Origin of the sequence: Bacillus sp. SRB_8 (assembly GCF_003264205.1) — a bacterium.
GTDB lineage: Bacteria > Bacillota > Bacilli > Bacillales > Bacillaceae_G > Bacillus_A > Bacillus_A mycoides.
In genome coordinates this window covers 435,668-460,628 of sequence record NZ_NADT01000019.1, presented here as the reverse complement: position 1 = coordinate 460,628, position 24,961 = coordinate 435,668, and the positions used below count along the sequence as shown (strand labels likewise).

The following is a 24,961-nucleotide window of genomic DNA, read 5'->3' as shown; positions in this document are numbered from 1 at the left end:
ATGATTGTTTTCTATGATAGTTGGTGCCCGATGTGTACGGCGGTTGCAGAACGTACGAAAAGATTAGATAAAAAGGGTAAGATGAAATTTGTTTCATTTCGAGATGAAGATGTAGTTGAGAAGTATGAACTTTCTCAAGAATTACAAAGTAAGATGGAACAAAGATTGTATATTTTAAAAAATAATAAGTGGTATGACGGAATTCATAGCATTAACGTATTAGCAAAGGCCGTTCCATCTTATTGGTTTGCAGTACCTTTTATAAAACTATCTATCGTACTTGGATTTGGAAGTAAAGTATACGATTATATTGCCAACAATAGAAAACTTGTCCCAGTTGGACACTGTCGTGAAGGGGTTTGTGAAATCCCTACAAAAAAATGAAATCATCGTTATCTTTCTTTTGCACCTATTAATAGAGCGTGATATGATAAATTTGGAATGAAAGTTGAAGGAGAGATACAAGATGTCAAATGCATATGAAGAATACATGCGTCAAATGGTAATTCCAATGCGCCAAGAGTTAGTGCGTTCTGGATTTGAAGAGTTAACTACAGAAGAAGCTGTAACAGAATTTATGGAGAATGCATCAGGTACAACTTTAGTAGTTGTAAACTCTGTTTGTGGTTGTGCAGCTGGTTTAGCACGCCCATCAGCAGGTCAAGCGGTTGTACGTGCTGAAAAACAACCTGATCATCTTGTAACTGTATTTGCAGGTCAAGATAAAGATGCTACTGTAAAAATGCGTGAATACTTCGGAGAAATTCCTCCATCTTCACCATCTATGGCATTACTAAAAGGAAAAGAAGTTGTTCACTTCATTCACCGTCATGAAATTGAAGGCGCAACAATGGACGAAATTATTACAAACTTAGAACAAGCTTTCGAAAAGAATTGCTAAAGTAGGGGGAGAGTGAATCTCCCTCTTTTCTTTATATAGAGGTGAAAAAATGATAGTAACAACAGCAGGAAGAACAAATAAAGAAATGAAAGATTATGCAAACAAGGTAGCAGCAGAATTAAATCTTTCTTTCGTTAAACGTAATGACATACCAGTACATAAACTGCATGAGCAGTATGAACAAGATGTACTTGTCGTAGGGAAAAATCGATTAGCCATTTATCCAAAAGGTACGGAAGAGTCGTTTTTCTTTCATCCAAACTCAGCGATGTTTCGTGTGAAAAGGTTAATGCGCGGAGAACATGATCCATTTATACAAGCTGCTAAATTAGAGAGCGGAATGACAGTATTAGATTGTACGCTCGGTATGGCATCAGATAGTATTGTAGCTAGTTATGTTGTTGGTGAAAGTGGAAAAGTAACAGGGCTTGAAGGAAACGAATATATGTCTTACATCATGGGAAAAGGCTTGCAAACATGGTCTTCATCCGTTTCTGAAATCGATGAAGCAATGCAAAGAATCGATGTAAAGCAAACAGAGCATTTTGCATTTTTAAAACAATGTGAAGATAATAGTTATGACGTTGTTTACCTTGATCCAATGTTTGAAGAAACTGTCATAGAATCAGATGGAATTAAAGGATTAAAACACTTCGCTTTGTATCATGATATTACTGACGAAACAATTGCGGAAGCGAAGCGTGTGGCGAGAAAGCGTGTCGTTCTGAAAGATCATTTTCGTAGTTCTAGATTTGAAAAACATAATTTTCACGTATACAAAAGAAAAAGTGCTAAGTTTCACTTTGGTGTAATTGACCCTTGCTAATTGTTTGAAAAGATGTATAATAAGCAATAATTAATTAAATATACTGTCTGTGATGAAGAGAGTAATCTTTTTCAGAAGGAAAGCGAGCTAGGGATGGTGTGAGCCTAGTGCAGAAGAAAAAGATGAAGCGCACTTCGGAGACGCTTCTTGAACGAATAGTAGAGTAAGCCGAGGCCCCCTGTCCTCGTTATAAACGGGAAAGTGGTTCGAAATGAACAACAAGGGTGGTACCACGGGTTAAAACTCGTCTCTTTTTTAGAGACGAGTTTTTTGTGTTTTAAAAAATAAGGAGGTTATAGTATGAATTATAAAACGCAGTTTGCGAAAAGTTTATCGAATATTTTTACGAATGAATTAACAAAAAATCAAATTTTAGATTTAATCGAAACACCAAAACAAGATGAATTCGGAGATGCAGCGTTCCCATGCTTTTCACTAGCGAAGCAATATAAAAAATCACCAGCTATTATAGCGAAGGAATTGGCGGAGAAATTAAATGATCCGTTCTTTACGAAAGTAGAGGCTGTGGGTCCTTATGTAAATGTATTTTTTAATCGTGAAACAGTAAGTGATAAAGTATTAAAAACGATTTTAGCGGAGAAAGAAGAGTACGGTCAAAATCACTTTGGATGTGAAAAAACGGTAGTTATCGATTATTCCTCTCCTAATATCGCGAAACCTTTTTCAATGGGGCATTTACGTTCTACAATGATTGGTAATTCGCTGAAACATATCGCCGAAAAATGTGGGTATGAAGTTGTCGGAATCAATTATATTGGCGATTGGGGCACGCAGTTTGGAAAGTTAATTACTGCATATAAAAAATGGGGAAATGAAGAAGTTGTTAAAGAGGATCCAATTCGTGAGTTATTTAAGTTATATGTTCAGTTTCATGAAGAAGCAAAAGAGAACAAAGAACTAGAAGAAGAAGGACGCTCATGGTTTAAAAAACTAGAAGAAGGAAATGAAGAAGCAGTCGAACTTTGGAATTGGTTCCGTCATGAGTCTTTAAAAGAATTTTCTCGTATTTATGAACTTCTCGGTGTGGAATTTACAAACTTTCAAGGAGAAGCTTTCTATAACGATAAAATGGAAGACTTTATTGGGATTTTAGAAGAGTACGACTTACTGGAAGAATCAGAAGGGGCATTAGTCGTTAATTTAGAAGAAGAAGGTATGCCGCCATGTTTAATTAGAAAATCAGATGGTGCTACCATTTACGCAACACGTGATTTAACAGCGGCATTGTATCGTCAAAACACATACGAATTTGATAAAGCGTTATATGTTGTAGGCCCAGAACAAAGCTTACATTTCAATCAATTTTTCACTGTATTAAAAAAGCTTGGTTATGACTGGGTCGATGGTATGGAACATGTACCGTTCGGGTTCATATTAAAAGATGGTAAGAAAATGTCGACACGTAAGGGCAGAATTATTTTATTGGAAGAAGTGTTAGAAGAAGCTGTTGCGCTTGCGGAACAAAATATTGAAGAGAAAAATCAGAATTTAAAACAAAAAGAAGAAGTGGCAAAACAAGTCGGTATTGGAGCAGTTATCTTCCACGATTTAAAAAATGAGCGTATGCATAATATCGAATTCTCATTAGAAAATATGTTGAAATTTGAAGGAGAAACAGGACCATATGTGCAGTACACACATGCGCGTGCCTGCTCTATTTTAAGAAAAGAAAGTGTAGAATTTGAAACGTGTACTTTTGAATTAAAAGACGATTACAGCTGGAGTGTAGTAAAATTACTCAATAAATTCCCGCAAGCAATTGAAGCGGCCTTCAACAAAAATGAGCCATCTATTATTTCAAAATACGTATTAGATGTAGCGCAAGCGTTCAATAAATATTATGGAAATGTTCGTATATTAGAAGAGAGCGAAGAGAAAGAGAGTAGACTCGCATTAGCTTATGCTGTGACGGTTGTATTAAAAGAGGGATTACGTTTACTTGGGGTAGGGGCACCTGAGGAGATGTAAAATAAAAATTTTGTAACAAAAAGGCAAATCAGACGGTCATTAACCTGATTTGTCTTTTTGTATTTTCTTAAATAAATTCTTATTTATAAAGTGTTATACGCTACGAAGTGTAAGAATTCTATAATTTTGTTACGAAATCAATTAAAATATTTGTAGAGAGGATGGTTCGTATTGATTCGAAGTTTTATTTTAAATATTCCTTGTCATAGACTACCGGAAAGGAGTTTTCTTAAACTACAAAAATACATGCCTTTATGTGCGCGATGCACAGGTATGTTTATTGGTTTATGTATGTTTCCAATTTACTTTTTAATAACACCTTCGTTTAGTCTCTCATTAATGCTATCCTTTTTTGCTCAAATTCCATTATTAATTGATGGATTCACCCAAAAGTGGAAATGGCGAAGCAGCACAAATTTGCTAAGAGTAACTACTGGCTTATTAAGCGGTAATGGTATGGGACTATTTATTGCATCTAGTATTATATGGATTCCATCTTAAACCACATATCAACGGAGGTAGCTACTTACATGTTTTGGATTTACATAATTCTAATTTTTATAGCAGGTGGAAGTGGAATTGGTTTTATCATTCATGAAAAATATATAGAAGCAACAATAGCTTTTGTTATTTGCGTATTATTTATGGTGCTACTATATTTTTATTTAAAAAGAAGCAAAAAAAAGAGAAATTTAGATTGTGACGTAATAGATTGTACCGATTGCTCAGATTGTGATTGTACTATCTAAACTTCTATGTATTTCTTTTTTATGAAAAGGATTATATATCGTTTCAGGTATGTAATCCTTTTTATTTTTTTAAAAAAATTAGTTTGTCAAATAGGTGGAGAGTAAAGAACATGTACGATTTAACGCAATAATTAGAACTAAACATCTCTAAAAATATTAGAAACATAGGAATACGTTTATTGAATGGAGAACTTTAGTTTTGTATATAAAAGGAGGTGTTGGACTTGGAAGAGTATGATTGGAATAGTAAGCTAGCGTATTTAAGAAATACGAGAGATTTATATTATAACGATGATTATTTAAGTTTTTTAGTAAATACAGTTTGGAAGATTTCTGAGCCAGTACATATTGTTGATTACGGTTGTGGGTATGGCTACTTAGGTTTAATTTTGTTGCCGTTACTTCCAAATGGATCAAAGTATATAGGTATTGATAGCGGGGAAGCATTAATAGCTGAAGCGAGAGAGTTGTTTCGTTCGCTTCCATATGAATCAGAATTTATTGAAGGAGATGCTACAGAAATTGAATTGGAAAATAAATATGATATAGCAATCTGTCATGCCTTCTTATTACATATGAATTCACCCAAAGCAATGTTGCAAAAAATGATAAATTTGATTAAGGAGGGCGGACATGTTATTTGTTTTGAACCACATTGGATTTCTAATATGTCCTCATACACGCTAGACGGATTAATTCAATCGGAAATTATCCAGCTTGGTGTTTTGCAGAAGTTATTTGAAGAAGATGTACACAGAAGTGGTAGAGATGGCAATATTGGCATGAAAATACCAATGTATTTAAGTGAATTAGGTGTTAAAAATATTGAATGTAGAGTAAGTGATAAAGTGAATTATTTAGATTCTAATTTAAATCAAAATGATAAGCAAGGATTATATAATTCTCTAAAAGAAGAGGGGATTGCTAGTAATCCAGGTGAAAAACAACAATTTATAGACCGTTTAATGAGTCGGGGCTTAACATTTGCTGATGCACTCGCTCAATATGAAGCAGAACTACGATTTTTTGAAATGTTTCATATACATGCATCTTTAGTATATGCTCCGAATATGAAAATTACATTTGGTGAAATAAAGAAGTAAATATCATATTAGAAAAGTAAGGGAGAAGGAGAATTGCTACATTTCTAATATGGATAGGTTATCATTATTATCAAGATTTTTCGGTGAATCGATATATCTTATCAAATCGTTAATATAATTTCATCCACTGAATGAAGGCTCAAAAAAGAAGATAAAACCCATCTTCGAATAATACATGTTATTTCATCAAATTAAACAAAATAACGAGAAAAAGTATCGTTTTTAAGATATTTAGTTATAAACTTGAATAATATTAAATAATATCGTTCATTATATGAGGTTTTAGTTGAATGCATACTATATGATGTGTAAAATCTAAGCAAGTAGGTTAGAATACTGCTTGCAAATGGCAGTATAAATAATAATTTGAGGTGAATGCATGCTAGATTTTAAGCAATTAGAGATTTGTTTGAAAGAAAAGAGATTCGTAGATGGATTACATGAGATAAATAATGAAATTGCGCATATAAAAGAAACGAATAAGTTATCATACGTGAAGAACTGGCTTTCTAACGTCTCGTCACCTAAGGAGTTTGATACATTAATTCGTCTTGCTGATGAAGGTTTGATGCATCAATATAGCTCCTTTTTAATTCGTTATACTTATAAAAAATTCCCAAATATGAGAACGCTCTCTTTATATTGTGATGAATTAATTGATGAGCGTAAAATCCTTGATGCTGAACAATTGTTAAAAGCTTCTTTGGAAAAGGTAAATGAAGAGGAAACTGATGCGGATGTTTTAACGAAAGCATACTTTACGTTAGTTAGATGTTTGCTAGATATGAAGCGAAATGAAGAGGCCTATGCCTATATGCAAAAGGCGGAAAAATATAGTACGTGTGCAGTTTTTGATAAATGGGGTTACTTATATATACAGACTGGTGAGTGGGAGAAGGCAGAGGAACAACTTTTATTCGGTCAGCAGCATAAAGATTGTGAAGAGTTAGCTACGTACTTATTGGCGCAATTATATGCATATAAAGGTGAACAGCAGCGAGCGTTACAACTCATTAATGATGCGATTGCAAAGTTCCCTCAAGTACCATATTTCTATTTTGAAAAAGTAAAATATTTATTAGATTTAGAGCGCTATGAAGAAATGTTAGCGGTAATAGATAAAATCAATCATATGCTTCCGCATCATGCATATACAACTTATTTTATACATTTACGTGCAGAAGCATTTTATAAAATGAATAATATTCACGATTTGCAAGCACTATTGAAAAGTGAAAAGAGTTTGAAAAATTCTCTATATCATCATATAGAAAAAAATCCTGATGGAAAAAAGGTTCGTTTACCGATAGTTCCGGTTGTACAAAAGGATAACTATTGCGTTCCGACAAGTTTGGAAATGATGTTAGGGGTATGGGGAGAAAAACGTACGCAAGATGAAATTGCTCAACATATTTTTGATGTAACAGGTTCTAAGTTTTCAGATACAGTTACATATATAGAAGAGCAAGGTTACGAATATCGTTATTTTCAAGGGAATGAGGAAAATTATAAGAGATTACTCAATCAAGGTATTCCCGTTTTATTAAGTATAGATATTGAGCACGCTTCCCATGTACAAGTGCTTTCTGGTTATGACGATGTACTGCAAGCTTTTTATATTCAAGATCCGAATTTCTTGGAACCGATTCTTGTGGAATATGATAAGTTGCAAGAAAAATATCGTTATACAGATTGTTTAGCTATTACGTTTATACCAAAAGATAGAATGGAACAACTTTCATTTTTAAATGAGGAAGAACACACTTATTATAAAACAATCTTTTCTCTTACAGATCATTTAGGTGAGCAAGATAAAGAGGGAATTGAAAAATTAGTACTATTTTTAAAAGAAACAAGTGAAAATCCAAACACTTGGTTATATACGATTAAACATTTAGATGCTGAAGTAGATAAAGATTTTATTCAGTTTTGTATAGAAAAATTAATGAAAAAGTTTCCGAGCTCTGACTTTGTGAAATTGCATAGTGCACAGTGTTTTATTCGTCTGCAGGATATGGAAAAAGCAGGACAGATGCTTCAAAGTGTGGAGAAGAAAAGCAATCAAGCGTTGTATCATTTTATAAATGGACGTTATTCTTTTGAGCAAGATAATTATGCAGAATCGATTGCTAGTTTTCGTTCATCATTACAATTGGATGCAGATCAACCAGTTGCGTGGAGTTTCTTAGCATTATCATACATGTATATGGATCAATCCGAAAAGGGGCTAGAGTATTCTCTAACAGCTATAGAACGTAGTCCAGAAAGGTTTACACTTGTAAATCACGGTTTAATTTTAATAGATTTAGAACGATATGAAGAAGCATATGGATTCTTTAATGATTTATTAAAAGAATATAAATATGAAGCGCACATATGGTATGAACGTGCAAGATGTGCTCAGTATTTAGGGAAAGTGTATTTGGCGGTAAAAGGACTTAAAGTGGCGATTCAATTAGATAAAACAGCAGCCTATTTATATACGAAGCTTTCGGAAATCTATGAATCGGATTTGGATGATGAGAAAAATACGAAGGAAATTCTATTACAAGGAATTCAAAATTGTGAAGATCAGGCGTCTTTATATGTTCGTTTAGGAGATTTTCATTTTCAAAATGATGAACTTGAAGAAGCGGAAACTATATATAAGCGTTCTTTAGAAGAAAATAATGAAGATGTATATTCTCATTTCGGTTTAATTCAAGTTTATATGGCAAAGGAACAATATAAGGATGCAAAAAACTATATTGTCAGTATTAATAAGCAATTTGAAGACAATCAAGATTTCCTTATGAATGCTGGTATGGTGTTATGGGATGCTGAAATGGCATTAGGTGAGGATGAAAAAGAGTTAAAACTTGCACTTTCTAAATTAGAGAACGGTATACGAAGCGTATACGCTAATATAGCGAGCGTGTTGGATGAGTATGTAAATCGAATAAAAGACACAGCTTTTGTGCAACGAGGCATAGCATTTTTAAGAACGTTAGAAAAAGAAAAAGAGGATGTAATTGAATACGGTTGTTACGCAGGTGTTTTATATGAATCTATTGGACAGTATGATCAGGCGATAAATCGGTATAATGATGCACTTAAGAAAAAACAAGATTCATTGCCGTATTTCCGTATCGGTGAAACATTCATGGCGTTAGGGCAATTTCAAGAAGCGAAGCATGCGTATGAAACATGTTTAGAAATGGATAAGAACTTCTTAGGTGTACATTTGCAGCTTGCTGAAATATACGAAAAAGAAGAGAATCGTTCCAAAGAACAAAAGCATATGGTCCAGGCGATGAAAGAAGAACCAATGCATATAAATATGGAATATTTAGCGCAGCTTTCAGTAGAAATGAATCTTCAGGAAGAATTGCTAGTTGAACTAGAAAAATTGGAGGAAGAAGTTCCTGAAACATGGCGTTTAGATGCGATTGCATACGTGTTTGGCGCGATGAATGACATAGATAAAGAAAAAGAATATATCGAATGCGCAATGAAAAGAGATGAAGCGCATGTGGAAGTACTATATCATTATGCGAAATTGCTAGTTAAAAAGCAGAATGCAGAAGCAATCGAAGTTGCGCTGAAAGTAATGCATAAAGATTTGGAAAGTGAACGTATTTTTGGTGTGTACGTAAAAGCAATGGAACAACATAAAAAATTATCCCAAATACGAGACGTACTTCATACGCTAAAGGTGAAAAAAGCAGAAAGAAGTACAGCGTTTATGTATGCAGCTACTGCGGTTGCCGAAAGATTAGTAGAAAGGCAACAAAATGAGCAACCGAAAAAATCTATATTTACAAGAGCATTTTATCGTATGAAAAATCGTGCGAAGGAAATTTCAATGATTACAGTTATTATTGATTTATTTGAAATCTCCTTAAAGTTAAATCCGAAAAATAGTATGGCAGCGCAGCGTTTCGCAATATTTTATGAGAATGCGGCGATGAATAAAGAAGCTATAGAGGTTTTACAAACATCGTTAGAAAATAAGTGGGATTATGATGTAGCGAAGCAACTTGTAAATCTTTTCATTGAGTGTGAAGAAGAAGATATGTTACGAGACGCTTTTGAATTAACGAAACAAATGGTCCGAGAGCTACCGGATGATTATGATACTCTTCTTTTACAAGCGAATGTATTATGTAAGCTAGGCGAAGAAAGAAAAGCCGAAAAAATTTACTTGCAATTAATTGAGAAAACACCATTTGTAAGTAGAGGATTCCTTGCTTTAGCAGAAATATATCAAAGTCAAGAGAGAATTGAGGACGCGATTCAGTTATTAGAAGACGCTTCTGTATATCATCCGAATGAAACGGCAATTCTTCTTGCTTTAGCATCTTCGTATCATAGAGCTGGGCAAACGACAAAGGCAGAAAAAATAACAAGTGAAATATTAGCAATTGATGCTACTGACTTGTTAGCAAGATACGATCATGCTTGTTATTTAACATCATTAAACAGAAATGAAGAGGCAAGAGATGAACTTGAAATTGTGCTTCGTGAAGATGAAACAGGATTTTTCGCTGAACTTGCAGAGGAAGATGAAGATTTAGCAGGATTGCGAGAATTTGAAAAGTAATTGTATAAGAATAGAGAAAAAGGGTATAAATAAAAATATATTTCGAATTAGTTGACAATTAATTGTTTAATGGCATAAAATAACTTTTAATAAAGTATACAAATCTGAAGACGAGAAAGAGTAAAATAGTGAGCTGTTCTCCAGAGAGCCGGTGTATTGCTGAAAGCCGGTGTGCAGACGTTATTTGAAAATCATCTCCGAGGAGCCGTGGCTGAATAAAGTAAGCTCGGACGGATGTCTACCGTTACAAAGAACGCGTATATTAGTACGTTGCTAAGTGCTATTAGTGAAAAGCTAATAGAATTAGGGTGGTAACGCGGGTAAACCCGTCCCTACTTCATAGGGGCGGGTTTTTTGTGTGCTTTTAAAACATTCAAAGGAGTGATTGTAGATGAAGAAAGTAGATGTAAAAGAGTCGGCTGTAGGGAGAGAAACACGTATTCGTAAGCAGTGGAACGAACAGGGCATTTTTGAACAATCAATTCAGAATAGAGAAGGCGCACAATCGTTTGTGTTTTATGAAGGACCACCAACGGCGAACGGTTTACCACACGTCGGCCATGCACTTGGTCGGGCAATTAAAGATTTAGTAGCAAGATATAAAACGATGGCTGGATATAAAGTGTTAAGAAAAGCTGGCTGGGATACACATGGATTACCTGTAGAATTAGGCGTCGAAAAACAACTTGGTATTTCAGGTAAGCATGAGATTGAAGAGTACGGCATTGAGCCATTTATTCAAAAGTGTAAAGAGAGTGTATTCACGTATGAGAAGCAGTGGCGTGAATTTACGGAGAGCATTGGATATTGGGTAGATATGGATGATCCATACGTTACTCTAGAGAATCCATATATCGAAAGTGTATGGAATATTTTAGGGACGATTCATGAAAAAGGTTTGTTATATAAAGGACATAGAGTTTCTCCATACTGTCCAAGCTGTCAAACATCGCTTAGTTCACATGAAGTTGCACAAGGATATAAAACAGTGAAAGATTTAAGCGCAACGGTTAAGTTTAAAGTAAAAGATAGTGAAAATGAATATTTCCTTGGATGGACGACAACGCCGTGGACACTTCCAGCGAATGTTGCACTTGCCGTACATCCAAATATGGAATACGTTAAAGCGAAACAAGAAGGGTATGTATACATTGTTGCGAAAGAGCGTGTACAAGAAGTATTAAAAGAAAACTATGAAGTATTATCTGTTCACAAAGGCGAAGAATTAGTAAACATATCTTATACAGCACCGTTTCCGATGAAGGAAGTTACAAATGGGTACCACGTAATTGCAGCAGATTTTGTAACAGCAGATAGTGGTACAGGACTCGTTCATATCGCTCCAGCATATGGGGAGGACGATTATAAAGTCGTTCAAAGTGAAGGATTGTCGTTCTTACATGTTGTAGATGAGAAAGGTGAGTATACGGATGCAGTACCATTTCTTAAAGGTAAGTTTGTAAAAGATTGTGACGTTGATATCGTTCGTTATTTAGCGAAAGAAGGTTTGCTATATCATAAAGAAAAATATGAACATAGCTATCCGCATTGCTGGCGCTGTGATTCACCATTACTTTATTATGCAGGAGAAAGCTGGTTAATCCGAACAACTGAGATTAAAGAAACATTTTTACGAAATAATGATTCTGTTAAGTGGTATCCAGACCATATGAAGCATGGACGGTTTGGTAAGTTTTTAGAAAACATGGTGGACTGGAATATTAGCCGGAATAGATATTGGGGAACACCTTTAAACGTATGGGAATGTGAAAGCTGCGATCATCAATTCGCACCGAAAAGCATTGCCGAATTAAGAAAGCATAGTACGAAAGAAACACCTGAAGATTTAGAATTGCATAAGCCGTATGTAGATGAAGTGCAAGTTTGCTGCGAAAAATGCGGAAGTACAATGAATCGCACACCAGAAGTAATCGATGTTTGGTTTGATAGTGGTTCCATGCCGTTTGCACAATATCATTATCCATTTGAAAATAAAGAGTTATTTGAAGAACAGTTTCCAGCAGATGTTATTGCAGAAGGCATTGATCAAACACGCGGATGGTTTTATAGTTTATTAGCCGTATCAGCGCTATATACAGGGAAAGTACCATATAAACGAGTGTTATCACTAGGGCATGTTCTAGACGAGGAAGGACAGAAAATGTCTAAAAGTAAAGGAAATGCACTAGATCCAGTTGATTTAGTAAATCAGTTTGGTGCAGATGCTTTAAGATGGGCTCTACTTGTTGACAGTGCTCCGTGGAATGCAAAGCGTTTTTCTGAAAGAACAGTACTGGAAGCAAAATCTAAATTTGTAGATACGTTAGTCAATGTATATAGCTTCTACGTTTTATATGCAAAGTTAGATGAGTATAATCCGAAAGAAAAGTATGAAGTTAAACGTACGAAATTAGATGAATGGGTATTATCAAGATTGCATAGCACAACGAAAAAAGTGAGAACAGCACTTGATGATTATCAATTTACGAATGCAGCTCGTGAAATCGCGGCGCTTGTAGATGAAGTCAGTAACTGGTACGTAAGACGATCACGTAATCGTTTCTGGGAATCTGGTATGAATCCTGAAAAAGCAGCTGCGTATGAAACGCTTCATGAAGTGCTTGTAACAATTAGTAAATTAATCGCACCATTTACACCGTTTGTAGCTGAGGATATTCATCTGAATTTAGAAGGAAGAAGCGTTCATTTAGCAGATTATCCGGTTGTAAACGAATCACTTATCCAGCCTGAGTTAGAAGCAGAAATGGATGCTGTTTTACAAGTTGTTGAACTTGGAAGAAGTAACCGTAATCAACATTCATTAAAAGTAAAACAGCCGTTAGCAGAACTTGTATTACTAGCGCATAATGAAAATGATATGGATTGGGAATCTTATCGTGATATCATCATGGATGAGCTAAATGTAAAAGCGTTCCATGTTGAACTCGATGAAACGAAATACACGTCCTATCAATTAAAGCTGAATTTTAAAACGGCTGGGCCGAAGTTTGGTAAAAGTGTGAATGCAGTAAATGGCTGGCTAAAACAATTATCAAAAGAAGAAGTACAACACTTTGTATCTACAGAAAGAGCAGTTTACGAAGTAGCACCAGGAGAAGAAGTAGTTGTAACAGCTGAAGATGTATTAGTAGAGAAAGTTGCGAAATCAGGATTCTCAAATACGACTAACGGTCAATATACGGTAATGTTAGATACGAATGTAACGGAAGAATTGTTACAAGAAGGAGTAGCACGTGAATTTATTCGTGCAGTTCAAGAATATCGTAAGCAGTTGAATTTACCAGTTAATTTACGAGTGGATGTAATTCTTGATACAGAAGAAGAACTACAGCAAACGTTAACGAATCATAAAGATTTATTGGAAGAAAACTTACTCGTCAAGCAATTTACATTTGGTCACTTAACGAATGAGGACGATGAACTTTCTTTAGGTGAGACAAAGATCCGAATTAAATTAAACGCGGCTAATTAAAGAAAAAAGGAAGATGGAATCATTCCAACTTCCTTTTTTGTATGAAGATAAATTAATCAGTTATTTTCCGCATAATCCATTCGATAGGTCCTCTAGAAAAGTTCCTTCGCCATAATACGCTAAATAAAATACTGAAAATGAAAAATGCAGTAGCAAATAATAAAACGAAAAGTAGTGTTTGATGTTCCATACGATTTAATACAATCAATGCGCCAATACCGATAAATACATGACTTACATAATGCGTTAATGTTAATTGTCCTGTTTGTATAATGGAAGTAACAAACCAATTATTTTCATATTTTTCAGCAATGTAGAGGCAAATTATTAATATAGCAATAGCAGATCCTGTAGCGGATGCGACGTATAATATATTGGGCAAAATGGGTCCTGTGTTAAACAAAAATGTAGCTGCCTCTTTGCCGATGTATGGAATAAAGAAGTGTGTAAGTCCTTTTGATAAAAGTTCTGTCAGTATTGTGATTGTAATACTGAGTAAGAGTAATCTTTCTCTAATATTTTTATTATGAAGATCTAATCTGCCAATTATCATACCGATTAAGAAGAAAGAAAACCATGGGAAAATAGGGTGATAGCCATTAAAAAATAAGTTGCGAAGAAAACCTGTTAAGGTCCAAAAGTCTATATAGTTTATAAATGGGATTGTGCCTCCCCATCCTTCGAAGGCGTTGAAAGTAAGTTGGAGATATTGTGCAGCAAGTAAAATAATGATAGAAAGCCATATTAGTATAGTTCTTCGTACAGTAATTAGTAATGCAGCGATGAAAAGGTAAACGCCGTAGTAGTGTAAAATATCACCCGTCCATTCCATTACATACAATAATAATCCTAAAATAAATAAGAATAGTGATCGTTTCCAAATCAATATTCGGCTGGTATTGATTTTTATTTTCTCTTGGCTAGCAACAGATGATTTAGTCATTAAAGTTATGCCAATCCCAGCAAGTATAACAAACAAGGCAGAAGCTCTACCTTCAAAAAGTGTTATAAAGGTTTTTAACAGAGGAGGTCCATTTCCTTCCGCCCCTGTTATCACCATGAAATTAACTAGTAACATTCCAAACATTGCCCACGCTCTAGCAAAATCTAAGCCGATAATGCGCTTTTTTGTATTCACTTCAATCCCTGCTTTCAAAAATGCTATTTACAGCTTCAATCCATATTTGTTTATAATCCATATCTAAATGTAACATCATAAAATTCCCAATATTATCAAGAACTAATGTTAACATATGAGCTTTTGAAACTAGATTTTTATTTTGAATGAGTTGAAGTTCATTTGCTTTTGTTAGGAGTGATTCAAATCCGTTTAAATATTCTGTTTGTACAGTTAGTAATCGATCTTTGTACATATCGTTTCTTGAAGATAGTAATACATATTCTTGTAATACACGATTAAAATAAGGATCTTTCTGTTGTTCGTCTATCATTTTAAAGCCAATTTCAACACATTTCTCAATGAAATTCTCTTTCGTAAATTCTTCTGTATGAAAGAATGAGGAGAACTGCATCGCTGCACATAATTCATTAAAAATACTTTCAATTAATGCATCTTTAGATTTAAAGTAATAATAAATAGATGGCTTGGCAATACCAACTTCTTCAGCAATCATTGTATAGGTCGTTTTGGCAATGCCGTGACCGGCAAATAGTCGATAACTTGCTTCGACTATGGAAGAGAGTGTTTCTTCACTTTTGCTCATGATAAGTCCTCCTAATAAAAAAGGTTACATAAATCGTATCATTCATTAATATTATTTTCAACCTACCGTTAGGTAAAAAATAACTTATTTTTTACACATTACTTTAAAAAGCATAAGGTAAAGAAATTTACAAAAGAAATATATTTCTACAGTATTTTTCTCGTTTTACACATAAATATTGAGAAAATTTCACTTACCCAAAATGTAAAGGTAATAGAATTGTTTGTATAGAATTACTCGTAGATTCACTTTATTTCGTTACTTGTGGACAGGAATAGCCTTATAGGAATGGGGTAAAGTTTTCAATTTATTAGGGGGAGTGGTTTTATGTTAAACAAAAAAATGGTGGCAATGGCAATGACTGTGCCATTAGTAATGGGGACAATTTCTACTGTTTCAGCACTGGAAAAACAACAGCAAGTAAAGCTAGAAGCTTATTCACCACAGAAAAAAGCAATTGAATATTTAAAAGGACATGCTACGGAATATGGATTGAAGGCAGACCTTTCAGACTTGCAATATATTTCTACAACAGAAACATCAGTAGCTTCATATGTTAGGTTCCAACAAGTGGTCAATGGTGCGCCTGTATTTTCAAAACAAATTACAGTTACTCTTAACGGAGAGGGAAAAGGCTTACTTGCGGTTTCTGATTATCAGCCTGTTACAGGTGTGAAGGAAGTTACGAAAAAAATTAGTGAAAAAGATGCAGAACAAAAATCGATGGCGTATGTTGGAGGAGAAAGTGAGCAAAACTTATGGGCTCCTACAGAAAAAGAATTCGGATATATTGTTGAAGAGGGAGTCGCTATTCCTGTATATAAAGTGGTAGTCCATTCTAATAATCCATTCGGTGCATGGGAAACATTCATTGATGCGGAAAATGGAAAGTTAATTAAAAAAGTTGATATAAACCGAAAAGCAGAAGGAACAGGAAAAGTATTTTTACCTAACCCTGTCGTATCTAGTGGAAGTTTAGCAGGGTTAAAAGATAATAATGATGCAGATTCAACAGCATTAACGAATCAATTGAAAACTGTTACGTTAAAAGGTTTAGATGGTACAGGATTTTTAATTGGTGAGTATGTTACGATTTCTTCAAAAGCGAAGACGAAATCTACAAACTTACAATTTAACTATACACGTGCAAATGATAGTTTTGAAGATGTTATGTCATATTATCATATTGATACATTACAGCGTTACATTCAAGGATTAGGCTTTCAAAATATTAATAAACGTTCGATTAAAGTGAATGTAAATGGTACAACTGACGATAATTCATTCTATTCTCCATCAACGAAAGCTTTAACCTTCGGTACTGGCGGAGTAGATGATGCAGAAGATGCTGGCATTATTGCGCATGAATATGGTCATTCTATTCAAGATAATCAAGTGCCAGGCTTCGGAAGTTCACCAGAAGGTGGAGCGATGGGAGAAGGATTTGGAGACTTCTTAGGTGCTACTTATGAAGATGCAGTTTCGACAACAGGATACGGGAAAGCATGTATTGGAGAATGGGATGCGGCTGCTTATTCTAGTTCAGATCCGACGTGCTTACGCCGATTAGATACGAATAAAGTATACCCGAAAGATATAACGAATGAAGTGCATAATGATGGGGAAATTTGGGCTCAAGGTCAATACGAAATGGCGCAATCTTTTGGACGTGATGTAGCAACAAAAATTATTTTACAATCACATTGGTCATTAACGCCAAATGCGAAATTCCGTGATGGAGCGAAAGCAATTAAGCAAGCGGATGCTCTTTTATACGGCGGACAACATGCCGCGGAAATCGATCGAATTTGGACAGCGAGAGGAATTAGTACGAATTAATATAAAAAGTCGTGGCGTTTAAAAGCCACGACTTTTTTATTTGCTTAAGAACTGGTACTGGAAAATTTATTGGTAGCGGTAATAATATACATATACCGATAAGTTCACTTTACTGCTTCTTTAAAAACAAAATGCTCTTTAAATTTTCTAGATTCAACTTTTTGACCGTTTCTCATGGAGCGGAAAGGATGTTCTTGCCACGTAATGATCACATCAACCTTATCCACTTTTGTAGAAACTGGAAAATTAGCGTGTTCAAATCCAGTTTTTCCGCCCGCTAGACGACTTTCTTTTAGGGAAAAGAGTTCATATTTTGTTTTCGTATTTGGTTCATTGCGGAAGACTTCAACTTGTACATTATACACTTCACTTTTCCCAAGATTTTTTACAGAGAAATGATATGTTTGAAATACACCTTTTTTTGGTTGTAACAATTTTTCACTCGTTCTTTTTACTTCATCAATATTTACTTGCCATTGATCAGAATTTTGAGAGATTGGTAAAGATTTTGGTGAATAGGCATATGCTTCATTAACTACAACTAAGCATAATAATAGGAGAAAGAAACTAATTGTTTTTTTCATATGTACACCTCCGATAAAACTTTAATAATAATATGCGTGGGAAATGCGCAAAATATGTAATAAAATGGAAAGAAATTCAATTGAAAGAATTTGAGAAGGATAAAACATTTCTAAGCTGTCAAATGATAATTGTATAGAGTTCAATGTTCATATTACATACCTTTAGAAGGGGTCTGTTTAGTGAGAAATCGCAATATTTTTCTAAAAAGGCTTGCGTTTTATAAAATAAAAAGATAGAATACTCTGTAAATATAAAAAGTGATGATTAGGAAAAGTACATGATGCAAGGGTCTACAGAGAGCAATCGATTGCTGGGAAGATTGCGATACCGCATGATGGAAAGACACCTGTGAGTGTTGCTTTGAACGTGATAATTAGTAAAAGCAAACGGTACCTACCGTTATCAGGGCTAAGATGGTCATTATGACAATTTGGGTGGTACCGCGGAAAAATCCGTCCCTATTTATAGGGGCGGATTTTTGTATTCTTTGAAAGGAGGTGAGTGACCGTGGATGACGACGATGACAACAATAATGTAAATAAAAATAAAACTATTGGAGGGAAATGTAATGGATCAAATAATGAAGCGTTCACTCACACGAGAATGTACGGAACATGGCGGGAAGGTTGTATTACTACAAGGATGGGTAAAAAAGATTCGTCATCTAGGGAATGTTAGTTTTTTATTATTAAGGGACCGAACGGGAGTTATTCAATGTGTATTAGAAAACGAGTTAGCCGGATACAAAGTTGATGTTGAAAGTGTGGTCCAAATAATTGGAGAAATAGTAGAGACATCGAAAACAGAATTAGGTGTTGAAATACTTGCACATGAAGTGAAAGTATTAAATGGAGCAGAATCACTTCCATTTGAAATAAATAAAAAAAAGTTACAAGTTGGCCTAGATCAATTATTGAATGAGCGAGTATTGTCGTTAAGACATGAGCGAATCGCGGCGATATTTAAAGTGAAATCTACACTCGTTCAAAGTTTTAGTGAGTTTCTAATAGAGAACGATTTCACACGTATATTTACTCCGAAAATTGTCTCGCAAGGCGCAGAAGGAGGAGCGAATGTTTTTAAGCTTCCATATTTCCAAAAAGAAGCGTATTTAGCTCAATCACCACAGTTTTATAAACAAATGATGGTAGCGGGAGGACTCGAACGTGTTTTTGAAATTGCTCCTGTGTACCGGGCTGAACATCATAACTCGTCACGACATTTAAATGAATATATATCGTTAGACGTAGAACTTGGATTTATTCATGATTTTCATGAAGTGATGCAATTAGAAACGGATGTTTTACGATATATGTTTCAACAAGTAGCAAAAAACTGTGAAAAAGAATTACAGCTACTACAAATAGAAGTACCTGTCATTATAGAAATTCCTAAAATCACATTGGCAGAAGCGCAAGAAATTTTGAAAATGAAGTATCGGAAAGAATCTCCTGAAGGGGATTTAGATACAGAAGGTGAAAAGTTATTAGGGAAATATGTGAAGGAAACATATAATAGTGAATTTGTATTCATTACACATTATCCGAAAGAAGCGCGACCGATGTATACGATACCGAATAAAGAAAATCCAACTATTACTGATTCATTCGATTTATTATATAAAGGATTAGAAATTACATCAGGTGCACAGCGAATTCATAACTATGACATGTTACTTGCTTCTTTTAAAGAAAAAGGATTACATCCAGAGAAATTTCAATCTTATTTAAATACATTCCGATACGGTTGTCCACCACATGGTGGTTTTGGGATAGGATTAGAGAGAGTTGTATATAAACTTTTAGAATTAACAAACGTACGAGAGGCGAGTGCTTTTCCGAGAGATTGTACACGTCTTATACCATAAAAAAGCATCTTCGCGATTATCGCGAAGATGCTTTTTTACTGTTCTTTCATTTTTACATTGAAAGTTTATAAAAATCCTTTTCGACAAAAAAATAATATATCCCTTGACAGTTATAAATATAACCGATATACTTCATATTAATTTCAAAAGAAAATATATTCTAAATATTAAAATGTGTTGAATAGGAGTAGTAAGGTCATGTATTTGTACAGAGAGCTATGGGTTGGTGCGACATAGTCAAATGACATCCTGAACTCGCCTAGGAGCAGTAAGGTGGAACGGAATCACATTCTTAGTAAATCTTAACGGTTAACCTTCGATATTAGGTTTGTAATCAAACGATTACTACTAAGGTGGATTCATAATGGAATCAATAAGGGTGGTACCGCGTTAAGTAAATGGCTTAGCGTCTCTTTATATAGAGACGTTGGGCCATTTTTTTATTTTATAGAAAAAGAAATGGAGGTTTTATTCAGATTGATCAATAATATTTATTTATTAATATAAAATGATTTTAACAGGAGGAAAATAGGATGAAACAGACGGAGCAATGGACTTCGAAATTAGGTTTTATAATGGCAGCAGCAGGATCAGCAATTGGACTTGGCGCAATATGGAAATTCCCTTATATCGCTGGGAAGAGCGGAGGAGGAGCATTCTTTTTAATCTTTATATTATTTACTGTATTAATTGGACTACCGCTACTTATAGCTGAATTTATGATTGGACGCAGTACACAGAAACAAGCAGTTGGAGCATTTAAAAGTATCGCACCAAATACAGGATGGCACTGGATAGGACGTCTTGGCGTTGGAACTTGTTTTATACTACTTTCATTTTATAGCGTTGTAGGTGGATGGGTTTTAATATATTTTTTCAGGGGAGTAACAGGACAGCTTATTACTCCGGAACAAAATTACGGTTCGTTATTTACTGAAACAATTGGAAATCCGCTTTGGGCTATTACTGGACATTTCGCTTTTATGTTCATTACGATATGGGTTGTATCAAAAGGTGTACAAAACGGAATTGAAAAAGCAAGTAAATATATGCTACCAGCATTGTTCGTTTTATTTGTCGCCCTTATTATTCGTTCATTAACATTGGATAATGCAATGCAAGGTGTAAAGTTTTTCTTACAACCAGATTTCTCAAAGATTACTTCAGAAAGTATTTTGTTCGCAATGGGCCAATCATTCTTTGCGATTAGTATAGGGATTTCGATTATGGTTACGTATAGCTCGTATTTAAATAAAAAAGAAAGTTTACCAAAATCAGCAATAACAATTGTTGGATTGAATTTATTCGTCTCTTTATTTGCAGGTCTTGCCATTTTTCCAGCAGTATTTTCGTTAGGCATGGAGCCGACAGAAGGGCCAGGCTTACTATTTATCGTATTACCATCTGTATTTAGTCAAATTCCATTAGGAGGATTGTTCTTAACGGTATTTCTTGCGCTATTTACATTTGCGACATTAACATCGGCATTTTCTCTACTAGAGACGGTTGTTTCAGCATTAGCAAATGGTGAACAAGAAAGAAGAACTAGACTATCATGGATCATTGGTTTCTGCATTTTCTTAGTAGGTATACCATCTGCGTTATCATTTGGAGTATGGAGTGATATTACGATTTTTGGAAAGAATATTTTTGATGCAGTAGATTTCTTATCTAGTAATATATTAATGCCACTTGGAGCGCTATTTATTAGTATTTTCGTTTCATTCAAAATGGAAAAGAAAGTACTAGAAGCAGAATTTTTTGTAGGTGGAAATTACGGAAAGATAGTATTTACTATCTGGGCATTTTTACTTCGATTTGTAGCACCACTTGCGATAGTTATCGTATTTTTAAATGTAATAGGGATTATTTAATATTAAATGTTATAATATTCGGTAAAAAAGAAGGTGATGATCATAAAAACGAATTTGATTGAAGTTGGGAAATATATGAACATGAGAGGGAAAAAGCTATACGTTGAAACACATGGAAGTCCTAAAAATAAACCAGTATTATTTTTACACGGTAGTCCAGGTGAAAGCTGTTATGATTTTTCATTTCATCAAGCGGAACGATTAAAAGATTCCTTATATGTAATTATGATAGATCAAAGAGGAGTTTGTCGATCAGAAGGAATTACTGAGGAAGAATCTTTTGGATTAAATGATTTAGTTGAAGACTGTGAGGAAATAAGAAAACTACTACAAATTGAGAAATGGTCTGTAATCGGGCACTCTTTCGGTGGATATGTAGCATTGTTATATGCAAGGGCATATCCAAATTCAATAGAGAAAATAATATTTGAAGGTCCGACTTTCGATTTTGCATTAACAAGTAGGGCTCTATTACAAAAGACAGGAACGTTATTATAAAAGTATGGAAAAGAAGCGGCAGCAGAAGACTGCTTTGCTTATTCATCTAATAATGCTAGTTCAGAAGAGTTGTTAGAAGCTTATATAAGATTAAGTGCTGAATTAGAAGAAAAAAGAATGGAGATTTACAATTATAAAATAGATGAGACAGACGATAGTTTATATAGTGATGAAGAGTGGGAAGTATTTTCAAATCGCTCCAAAATTCATTTTGATAGATTAAAATTAGAGGGAGCATGTCATACGTCATTATTATCTAAAATAAAAGATATACAAAATCCAATGTTATTAATTGTAGGAAAATACGATGTAGTAACGTGTGAAAAACAAATTGAAATATTTAATAATGATGCTTCAAATGGGAAGCATATCATATTCGAAGAGAGTGGCCATACACCACATTATGAGGAAGCTGATCGATTTGCTGAAACAGTCATTCATTTTTTGAACTAAAAAAGAAAGAGCGCTTCGTATAATGCGAAGCGCTCTATTTTAAATTTCTGGATAAGTGATTGTAATATTAGGCCATTTACTTTGCCATTTCTTTTGATTAACTCTTTTGTTGTACATATGTATTCGTTCTTTCGTTTCAAGAAAATGAGGTGTAGGTTTCACTTGTAATGAAAGTACATCTTCTATTCCGCATGGGGATGTTAATATGACTTTGTTTTGTTCGTCCAAAGAAACACCAAGAGCGGTTGCTGTTTCAGGAAATTTAGAAATAGCATCAACAGAAGAAGAGTATGGCGGCATTCCATTCACTACATGCATGCGAGTTTGATTTTTTACTGACCAAGGGATAGAGGCATCCATAATCATTAGTTTCTGTTCTAATGATTGTTCGTACACTTCATCTTTATGTAATGGATCATAATAAATGACATCGACATCTGGCGTAGCCGTTCTTACTTCGTAGTTATGTAAGGTATCCCAAATTTTAGAACGGACAAACCCAGCGCAAATCCACCAATCAGGTAGCTCTAGTGATTTTGCCATTTGTAATACATTCATCATCCACGGATCATTTTGGATCAATTGAATAATATCTTGTTCGGTTTTAATAGTCATTTGATAGTACACCTACTTTTTTTAGAGAGTGAATTAATTCATAAGCTTAATAATCCATGTAATCCAGTAAGCACCTGGTATGAATAATAGTTGCGCTAATAATGTACCGAGAAGTCTAGAAATCATGAGCCAACCATACATCTTACTCATTGCTTCAGCACCTTCTTCTGATTGAAGAGCCCGTTCTGTTAAAAGTGCGATACGTGGATCTAGTAAAACTGTTAATAAAATAGTAGCAAAACCATTAACAAGACCAGAAGCTGTAGTAGCCTTTGTTGCATAAGTCGGATTTAAAAAAGAAGCATATAGTGCGGAAAGAACACCAGCTGTATAAATGGCAGTGGCAAACATATTAATAAGCATAATTCGCTTCGGAATTCCGCCAATACGCATTCGATGAATCATCTCAAACTTTGGAAAGCGTACATATTTTTTTGTGTACTTTAATTTTTGAATGTTATTCGTCTTCATCATTCGAATGAATGAACCATCTGTTTCAAAGTTTTGAATGACGTATCCAAATAGCTTTGTCAAAGTTGGATAGAGTATAATCGCGAGCAATGTACCGACAGAAGCAGATAATAGAACGAGCCGTATAATATGCTCTAAATCAATAGAAGAATCTAGCTTTGCTTCATCGACAATACCACCAATTAAAAAAGCTTGTAGTAAGTTAGATGTTCTTGAAATAAGTAGTACCATTCCTACGATGGATAAGGCAACGACAATCTTTTTTAAACGGACACCAGCTAATCGAATACTATAAGAGCTAGTTTCAACTGCGTGGATAACAATTGTGAAAGCCATTATAAAAATTAACGTAATTGACATGTGATTCACCAGTTTCTATTAAATTAAGTATAACTTTTTTACTTTATCATATCTTTTGTGATTTTGTAACTGAAAGTATAAGGGTTAGAAAAAGTAATTTTCTGAAAAGTTAGATGGTGATAGTATAGTAAAGGGGTAAGTAGGAGAATGGCCTTAATGGGGTACATATAAAATCAGTGGGGGAATTAAATATGTATACAACATTTCTATTTGATTTAGATGGAACATTAACTGATCCGAAAGAAGGGATAATCAATGCTGTTCTATACGTGTTAGAAAAAATGGGGATTGAAGAAGTGAATATAATTGAGTTAGATTCATTTATCGGTCCACCAATACAACAATCTTTTGCAGATAGATATAATATGAATGAAATAGAAGTAGAACGAGCGGTGTTTTACTTTCGGGAATATTTAAAGCAAAGTGGTTTATTAGAGAATAAAGTATACGATGGAATTACAGCCCTATTGCAAGAATTAAAGGATGCTGGCAATCGTTTGTTTGTAGCAACTTCAAAGCCTACTGTATTTGCGAAACAAGTAATAGAGCACTTTCAGTTAACATCTTTTTTTGAAGAGATTGTTGGGAGTAATTTAGATGGGACAAGAATAAAAAAGGAAGAAATAATTGCTCATATTTTACAAACAAATGAAGAACTTCAAAAAGAAGAAATGGTGATGATTGGTGATAGAAAGCATGACGTAATCGGTGCGAACAGTAACGGAATTGCTTCAATAGGTGTATTGTATGGATATGGTAGTGAGATTGAATTGGGTGATGCTGGGGCGATTCATATAGTGAAAGATGTCGAAGAGTTACAAAGCTTTTGTATAGAGAATAGTACGATAAAACTATAGAAATAGAACCTAGAAATCCCTTTATAACATATGACGATGAAATCGTTTTGTTTAAAGGGATTTTACATATGTAATCGAATACTATAATTAGACAATTTTAGCATGAAAAATTTGTAATAAAGTAAAACTTTAATTAGTGGAAGTTCTGTCCATCCAGCACTGATTAACAGCCCTG

Annotated in this window: 18 protein-coding genes, 1 pseudogene and 4 other annotated features; of the genes and pseudogenes, 14 read left to right on the top strand and 5 right to left on the bottom strand. The window is 34.4% G+C overall.

Annotated features, from left to right (window positions below; translation table 11 throughout):
- The 9 genes from B5P40_RS17880 to ileS all read left to right on the top strand — a co-directional run bounded on the left by B5P40_RS17880 (position 1) and on the right by ileS (position 13,643).
- A complete protein-coding gene (locus B5P40_RS17880) occupies positions 1 to 384 on the top strand; it encodes a thiol-disulfide oxidoreductase DCC family protein (RefSeq protein WP_002085930.1) in 384 nt (127 codons plus the stop codon).
- Positions 385 to 466: 82 nt separating this feature from the next.
- The gene (locus tag B5P40_RS17875; RefSeq protein ID WP_002012568.1) at positions 467 to 901 is read left to right on the top strand and encodes a BrxA/BrxB family bacilliredoxin; all 435 of its coding nucleotides are present in this window, start codon (positions 467 to 469) and stop codon (positions 899 to 901) included.
- 49 nt (positions 902 to 950) lie between these two features.
- Positions 951 to 1,727 carry a class I SAM-dependent methyltransferase gene (locus B5P40_RS17870; RefSeq protein WP_002141576.1) on the top strand — a complete coding sequence of 259 codons (777 nt, stop codon included), beginning with the start codon at positions 951 to 953 and terminating at the stop codon, positions 1,725 to 1,727.
- 40 nt (positions 1,728 to 1,767) lie between these two features.
- Positions 1,768 to 1,982, top strand: a binding site (T-box leader).
- 45 nt (positions 1,983 to 2,027) lie between these two features.
- Positions 2,028 to 3,716 (top strand): arginine--tRNA ligase, encoded by a 1,689-nt coding sequence (gene argS / locus B5P40_RS17865; RefSeq protein WP_113709536.1) that lies wholly within the window; start codon positions 2,028 to 2,030, stop codon positions 3,714 to 3,716.
- 171 nt (positions 3,717 to 3,887) lie between these two features.
- On the top strand, positions 3,888 to 4,217 hold the full coding sequence (locus B5P40_RS17860; protein WP_002189451.1) for a DUF2085 domain-containing protein: 330 nt from the start codon (positions 3,888 to 3,890) through the stop codon (positions 4,215 to 4,217).
- A 29-nt stretch (positions 4,218 to 4,246) separates the two neighbouring features.
- Positions 4,247 to 4,465 carry a hypothetical protein gene (locus tag B5P40_RS17855; RefSeq protein ID WP_002189452.1) on the top strand — a complete coding sequence of 73 codons (219 nt, stop codon included), beginning with the start codon at positions 4,247 to 4,249 and terminating at the stop codon, positions 4,463 to 4,465.
- Between the two features lie 224 nt (positions 4,466 to 4,689).
- Positions 4,690 to 5,568 (top strand): class I SAM-dependent methyltransferase, encoded by an 879-nt coding sequence (locus tag B5P40_RS17850; protein ID WP_002189453.1) that lies wholly within the window; start codon positions 4,690 to 4,692, stop codon positions 5,566 to 5,568.
- 379 nt (positions 5,569 to 5,947) lie between these two features.
- Positions 5,948 to 10,150 carry a bacteriocin-processing peptidase family protein gene (locus B5P40_RS17845; RefSeq protein ID WP_113709535.1) on the top strand — a complete coding sequence of 1,401 codons (4,203 nt, stop codon included), beginning with the start codon at positions 5,948 to 5,950 and terminating at the stop codon, positions 10,148 to 10,150.
- Between the two features lie 98 nt (positions 10,151 to 10,248).
- Positions 10,249 to 10,487 (top strand) — a binding site (T-box leader).
- A gap of 54 nt (positions 10,488 to 10,541) precedes the next feature.
- A complete protein-coding gene (gene ileS, locus B5P40_RS17840; protein WP_002189455.1) occupies positions 10,542 to 13,643 on the top strand; it encodes an isoleucine--tRNA ligase in 3,102 nt (1,033 codons plus the stop codon).
- A 52-nt stretch (positions 13,644 to 13,695) separates the two neighbouring features.
- On the opposite strand, the gene B5P40_RS17835 is transcribed toward ileS, so the two are convergent.
- The gene (locus B5P40_RS17835) at positions 13,696 to 14,781 is read right to left on the bottom strand and encodes a DUF418 domain-containing protein (protein WP_002189456.1); all 1,086 of its coding nucleotides are present in this window, start codon (positions 14,779 to 14,781) and stop codon (positions 13,696 to 13,698) included.
- 1 nt (position 14,782) lies between these two features.
- Positions 14,783 to 15,367: a TetR/AcrR family transcriptional regulator gene (locus B5P40_RS17830; protein ID WP_002189458.1), complete on the bottom strand. Its 585-nt coding sequence runs from the start codon at positions 15,365 to 15,367 to the stop codon at positions 14,783 to 14,785.
- A 327-nt stretch (positions 15,368 to 15,694) separates the two neighbouring features.
- Here B5P40_RS17830 and B5P40_RS17825 point away from each other — a divergent pair, with 327 nt between their 5' ends.
- Positions 15,695 to 17,206 carry a M36 family metallopeptidase gene (locus B5P40_RS17825; RefSeq protein WP_002189466.1) on the top strand — a complete coding sequence of 504 codons (1,512 nt, stop codon included), beginning with the start codon at positions 15,695 to 15,697 and terminating at the stop codon, positions 17,204 to 17,206.
- 104 nt (positions 17,207 to 17,310) lie between these two features.
- Here B5P40_RS17825 and B5P40_RS17820 read toward each other — a convergent pair whose 3' ends face one another.
- Entirely contained in the window at positions 17,311 to 17,790 is a 480-nt protein-coding gene (locus B5P40_RS17820; RefSeq protein WP_113709534.1) for a hypothetical protein, read from the bottom strand.
- Positions 17,791 to 18,042: 252 nt separating this feature from the next.
- Positions 18,043 to 18,254: a binding site (T-box leader), on the top strand.
- 105 nt (positions 18,255 to 18,359) lie between these two features.
- Here B5P40_RS17820 and aspS point away from each other — a divergent pair.
- The 3 genes and pseudogenes from aspS to B5P40_RS17800 all read left to right on the top strand — a co-directional run bounded on the left by aspS (position 18,360) and on the right by B5P40_RS17800 (position 22,483).
- Positions 18,360 to 19,658 carry an aspartate--tRNA(Asn) ligase gene (aspS, locus tag B5P40_RS17810; RefSeq protein WP_002189469.1) on the top strand — a complete coding sequence of 433 codons (1,299 nt, stop codon included), beginning with the start codon at positions 18,360 to 18,362 and terminating at the stop codon, positions 19,656 to 19,658.
- A 168-nt stretch (positions 19,659 to 19,826) separates the two neighbouring features.
- Positions 19,827 to 20,075, top strand: a binding site (T-box leader).
- A gap of 116 nt (positions 20,076 to 20,191) precedes the next feature.
- Positions 20,192 to 21,532 carry a sodium-dependent transporter gene (locus B5P40_RS17805; RefSeq protein ID WP_002189470.1) on the top strand — a complete coding sequence of 447 codons (1,341 nt, stop codon included), beginning with the start codon at positions 20,192 to 20,194 and terminating at the stop codon, positions 21,530 to 21,532.
- A 36-nt stretch (positions 21,533 to 21,568) separates the two neighbouring features.
- Positions 21,569 to 22,483: pseudogene (locus B5P40_RS17800) on the top strand (alpha/beta fold hydrolase).
- 39 nt (positions 22,484 to 22,522) lie between these two features.
- Here the strand turns inward: B5P40_RS17800 and B5P40_RS17795 are convergent.
- Both B5P40_RS17795 and B5P40_RS17790 read right to left on the bottom strand, forming a co-directional pair.
- Positions 22,523 to 23,098: a nucleotidyltransferase family protein gene (locus tag B5P40_RS17795; RefSeq protein ID WP_113709533.1), complete on the bottom strand. Its 576-nt coding sequence runs from the start codon at positions 23,096 to 23,098 to the stop codon at positions 22,523 to 22,525.
- A 33-nt stretch (positions 23,099 to 23,131) separates the two neighbouring features.
- A complete protein-coding gene (locus tag B5P40_RS17790; RefSeq protein WP_002189473.1) occupies positions 23,132 to 23,929 on the bottom strand; it encodes a lipid II flippase family protein in 798 nt (265 codons plus the stop codon).
- Between the two features lie 191 nt (positions 23,930 to 24,120).
- On the opposite strand from B5P40_RS17790, the gene B5P40_RS17785 reads away from it, so the two are divergent.
- Positions 24,121 to 24,786, top strand: coding sequence for an HAD family hydrolase (locus tag B5P40_RS17785; protein ID WP_002189474.1), 666 nt, complete (start codon positions 24,121 to 24,123; stop codon positions 24,784 to 24,786).
- Positions 24,787 to 24,961: the final 175 nt, after the last annotated feature.

What these genes read in the sequence shown, in the direction of transcription:
- argS (WP_113709536.1), top strand. Translation starts at nt 2,028, where the DNA reads ATGAATTATAAAACGCAGTTTGCGAAAAGTTTATCGAATATTTTTACG.
- B5P40_RS17785 (WP_002189474.1), top strand. Translation starts at nt 24,121, where the DNA reads ATGTATACAACATTTCTATTTGATTTAGATGGAACATTAACTGATCCG.
- B5P40_RS17805 (WP_002189470.1), top strand. Translation starts at nt 20,192, where the DNA reads ATGAAACAGACGGAGCAATGGACTTCGAAATTAGGTTTTATAATGGCA.
- B5P40_RS17825 (WP_002189466.1), top strand. Translation starts at nt 15,695, where the DNA reads ATGTTAAACAAAAAAATGGTGGCAATGGCAATGACTGTGCCATTAGTA.
- B5P40_RS17875 (WP_002012568.1), top strand. Translation starts at nt 467, where the DNA reads ATGTCAAATGCATATGAAGAATACATGCGTCAAATGGTAATTCCAATG.
- B5P40_RS17795 (WP_113709533.1), bottom strand. Translation starts at nt 23,098, where the DNA reads ATGACTATTAAAACCGAACAAGATATTATTCAATTGATCCAAAATGAT.
- ileS (WP_002189455.1), top strand. Translation starts at nt 10,542, where the DNA reads ATGAAGAAAGTAGATGTAAAAGAGTCGGCTGTAGGGAGAGAAACACGT.
- B5P40_RS17855 (WP_002189452.1), top strand. Translation starts at nt 4,247, where the DNA reads ATGTTTTGGATTTACATAATTCTAATTTTTATAGCAGGTGGAAGTGGA.
- B5P40_RS17790 (WP_002189473.1), bottom strand. Translation starts at nt 23,929, where the DNA reads ATGTCAATTACGTTAATTTTTATAATGGCTTTCACAATTGTTATCCAC.
- aspS (WP_002189469.1), top strand. Translation starts at nt 18,360, where the DNA reads ATGGATCAAATAATGAAGCGTTCACTCACACGAGAATGTACGGAACAT.
- B5P40_RS17845 (WP_113709535.1), top strand. Translation starts at nt 5,948, where the DNA reads ATGCTAGATTTTAAGCAATTAGAGATTTGTTTGAAAGAAAAGAGATTC.
- B5P40_RS17870 (WP_002141576.1), top strand. Translation starts at nt 951, where the DNA reads ATGATAGTAACAACAGCAGGAAGAACAAATAAAGAAATGAAAGATTAT.
- B5P40_RS17830 (WP_002189458.1), bottom strand. Translation starts at nt 15,367, where the DNA reads ATGAGCAAAAGTGAAGAAACACTCTCTTCCATAGTCGAAGCAAGTTAT.
- B5P40_RS17880 (WP_002085930.1), top strand. Translation starts at nt 1, where the DNA reads ATGATTGTTTTCTATGATAGTTGGTGCCCGATGTGTACGGCGGTTGCA.
- B5P40_RS17820 (WP_113709534.1), bottom strand. Translation starts at nt 17,790, where the DNA reads ATGAAAAAAACAATTAGTTTCTTTCTCCTATTATTATGCTTAGTTGTA.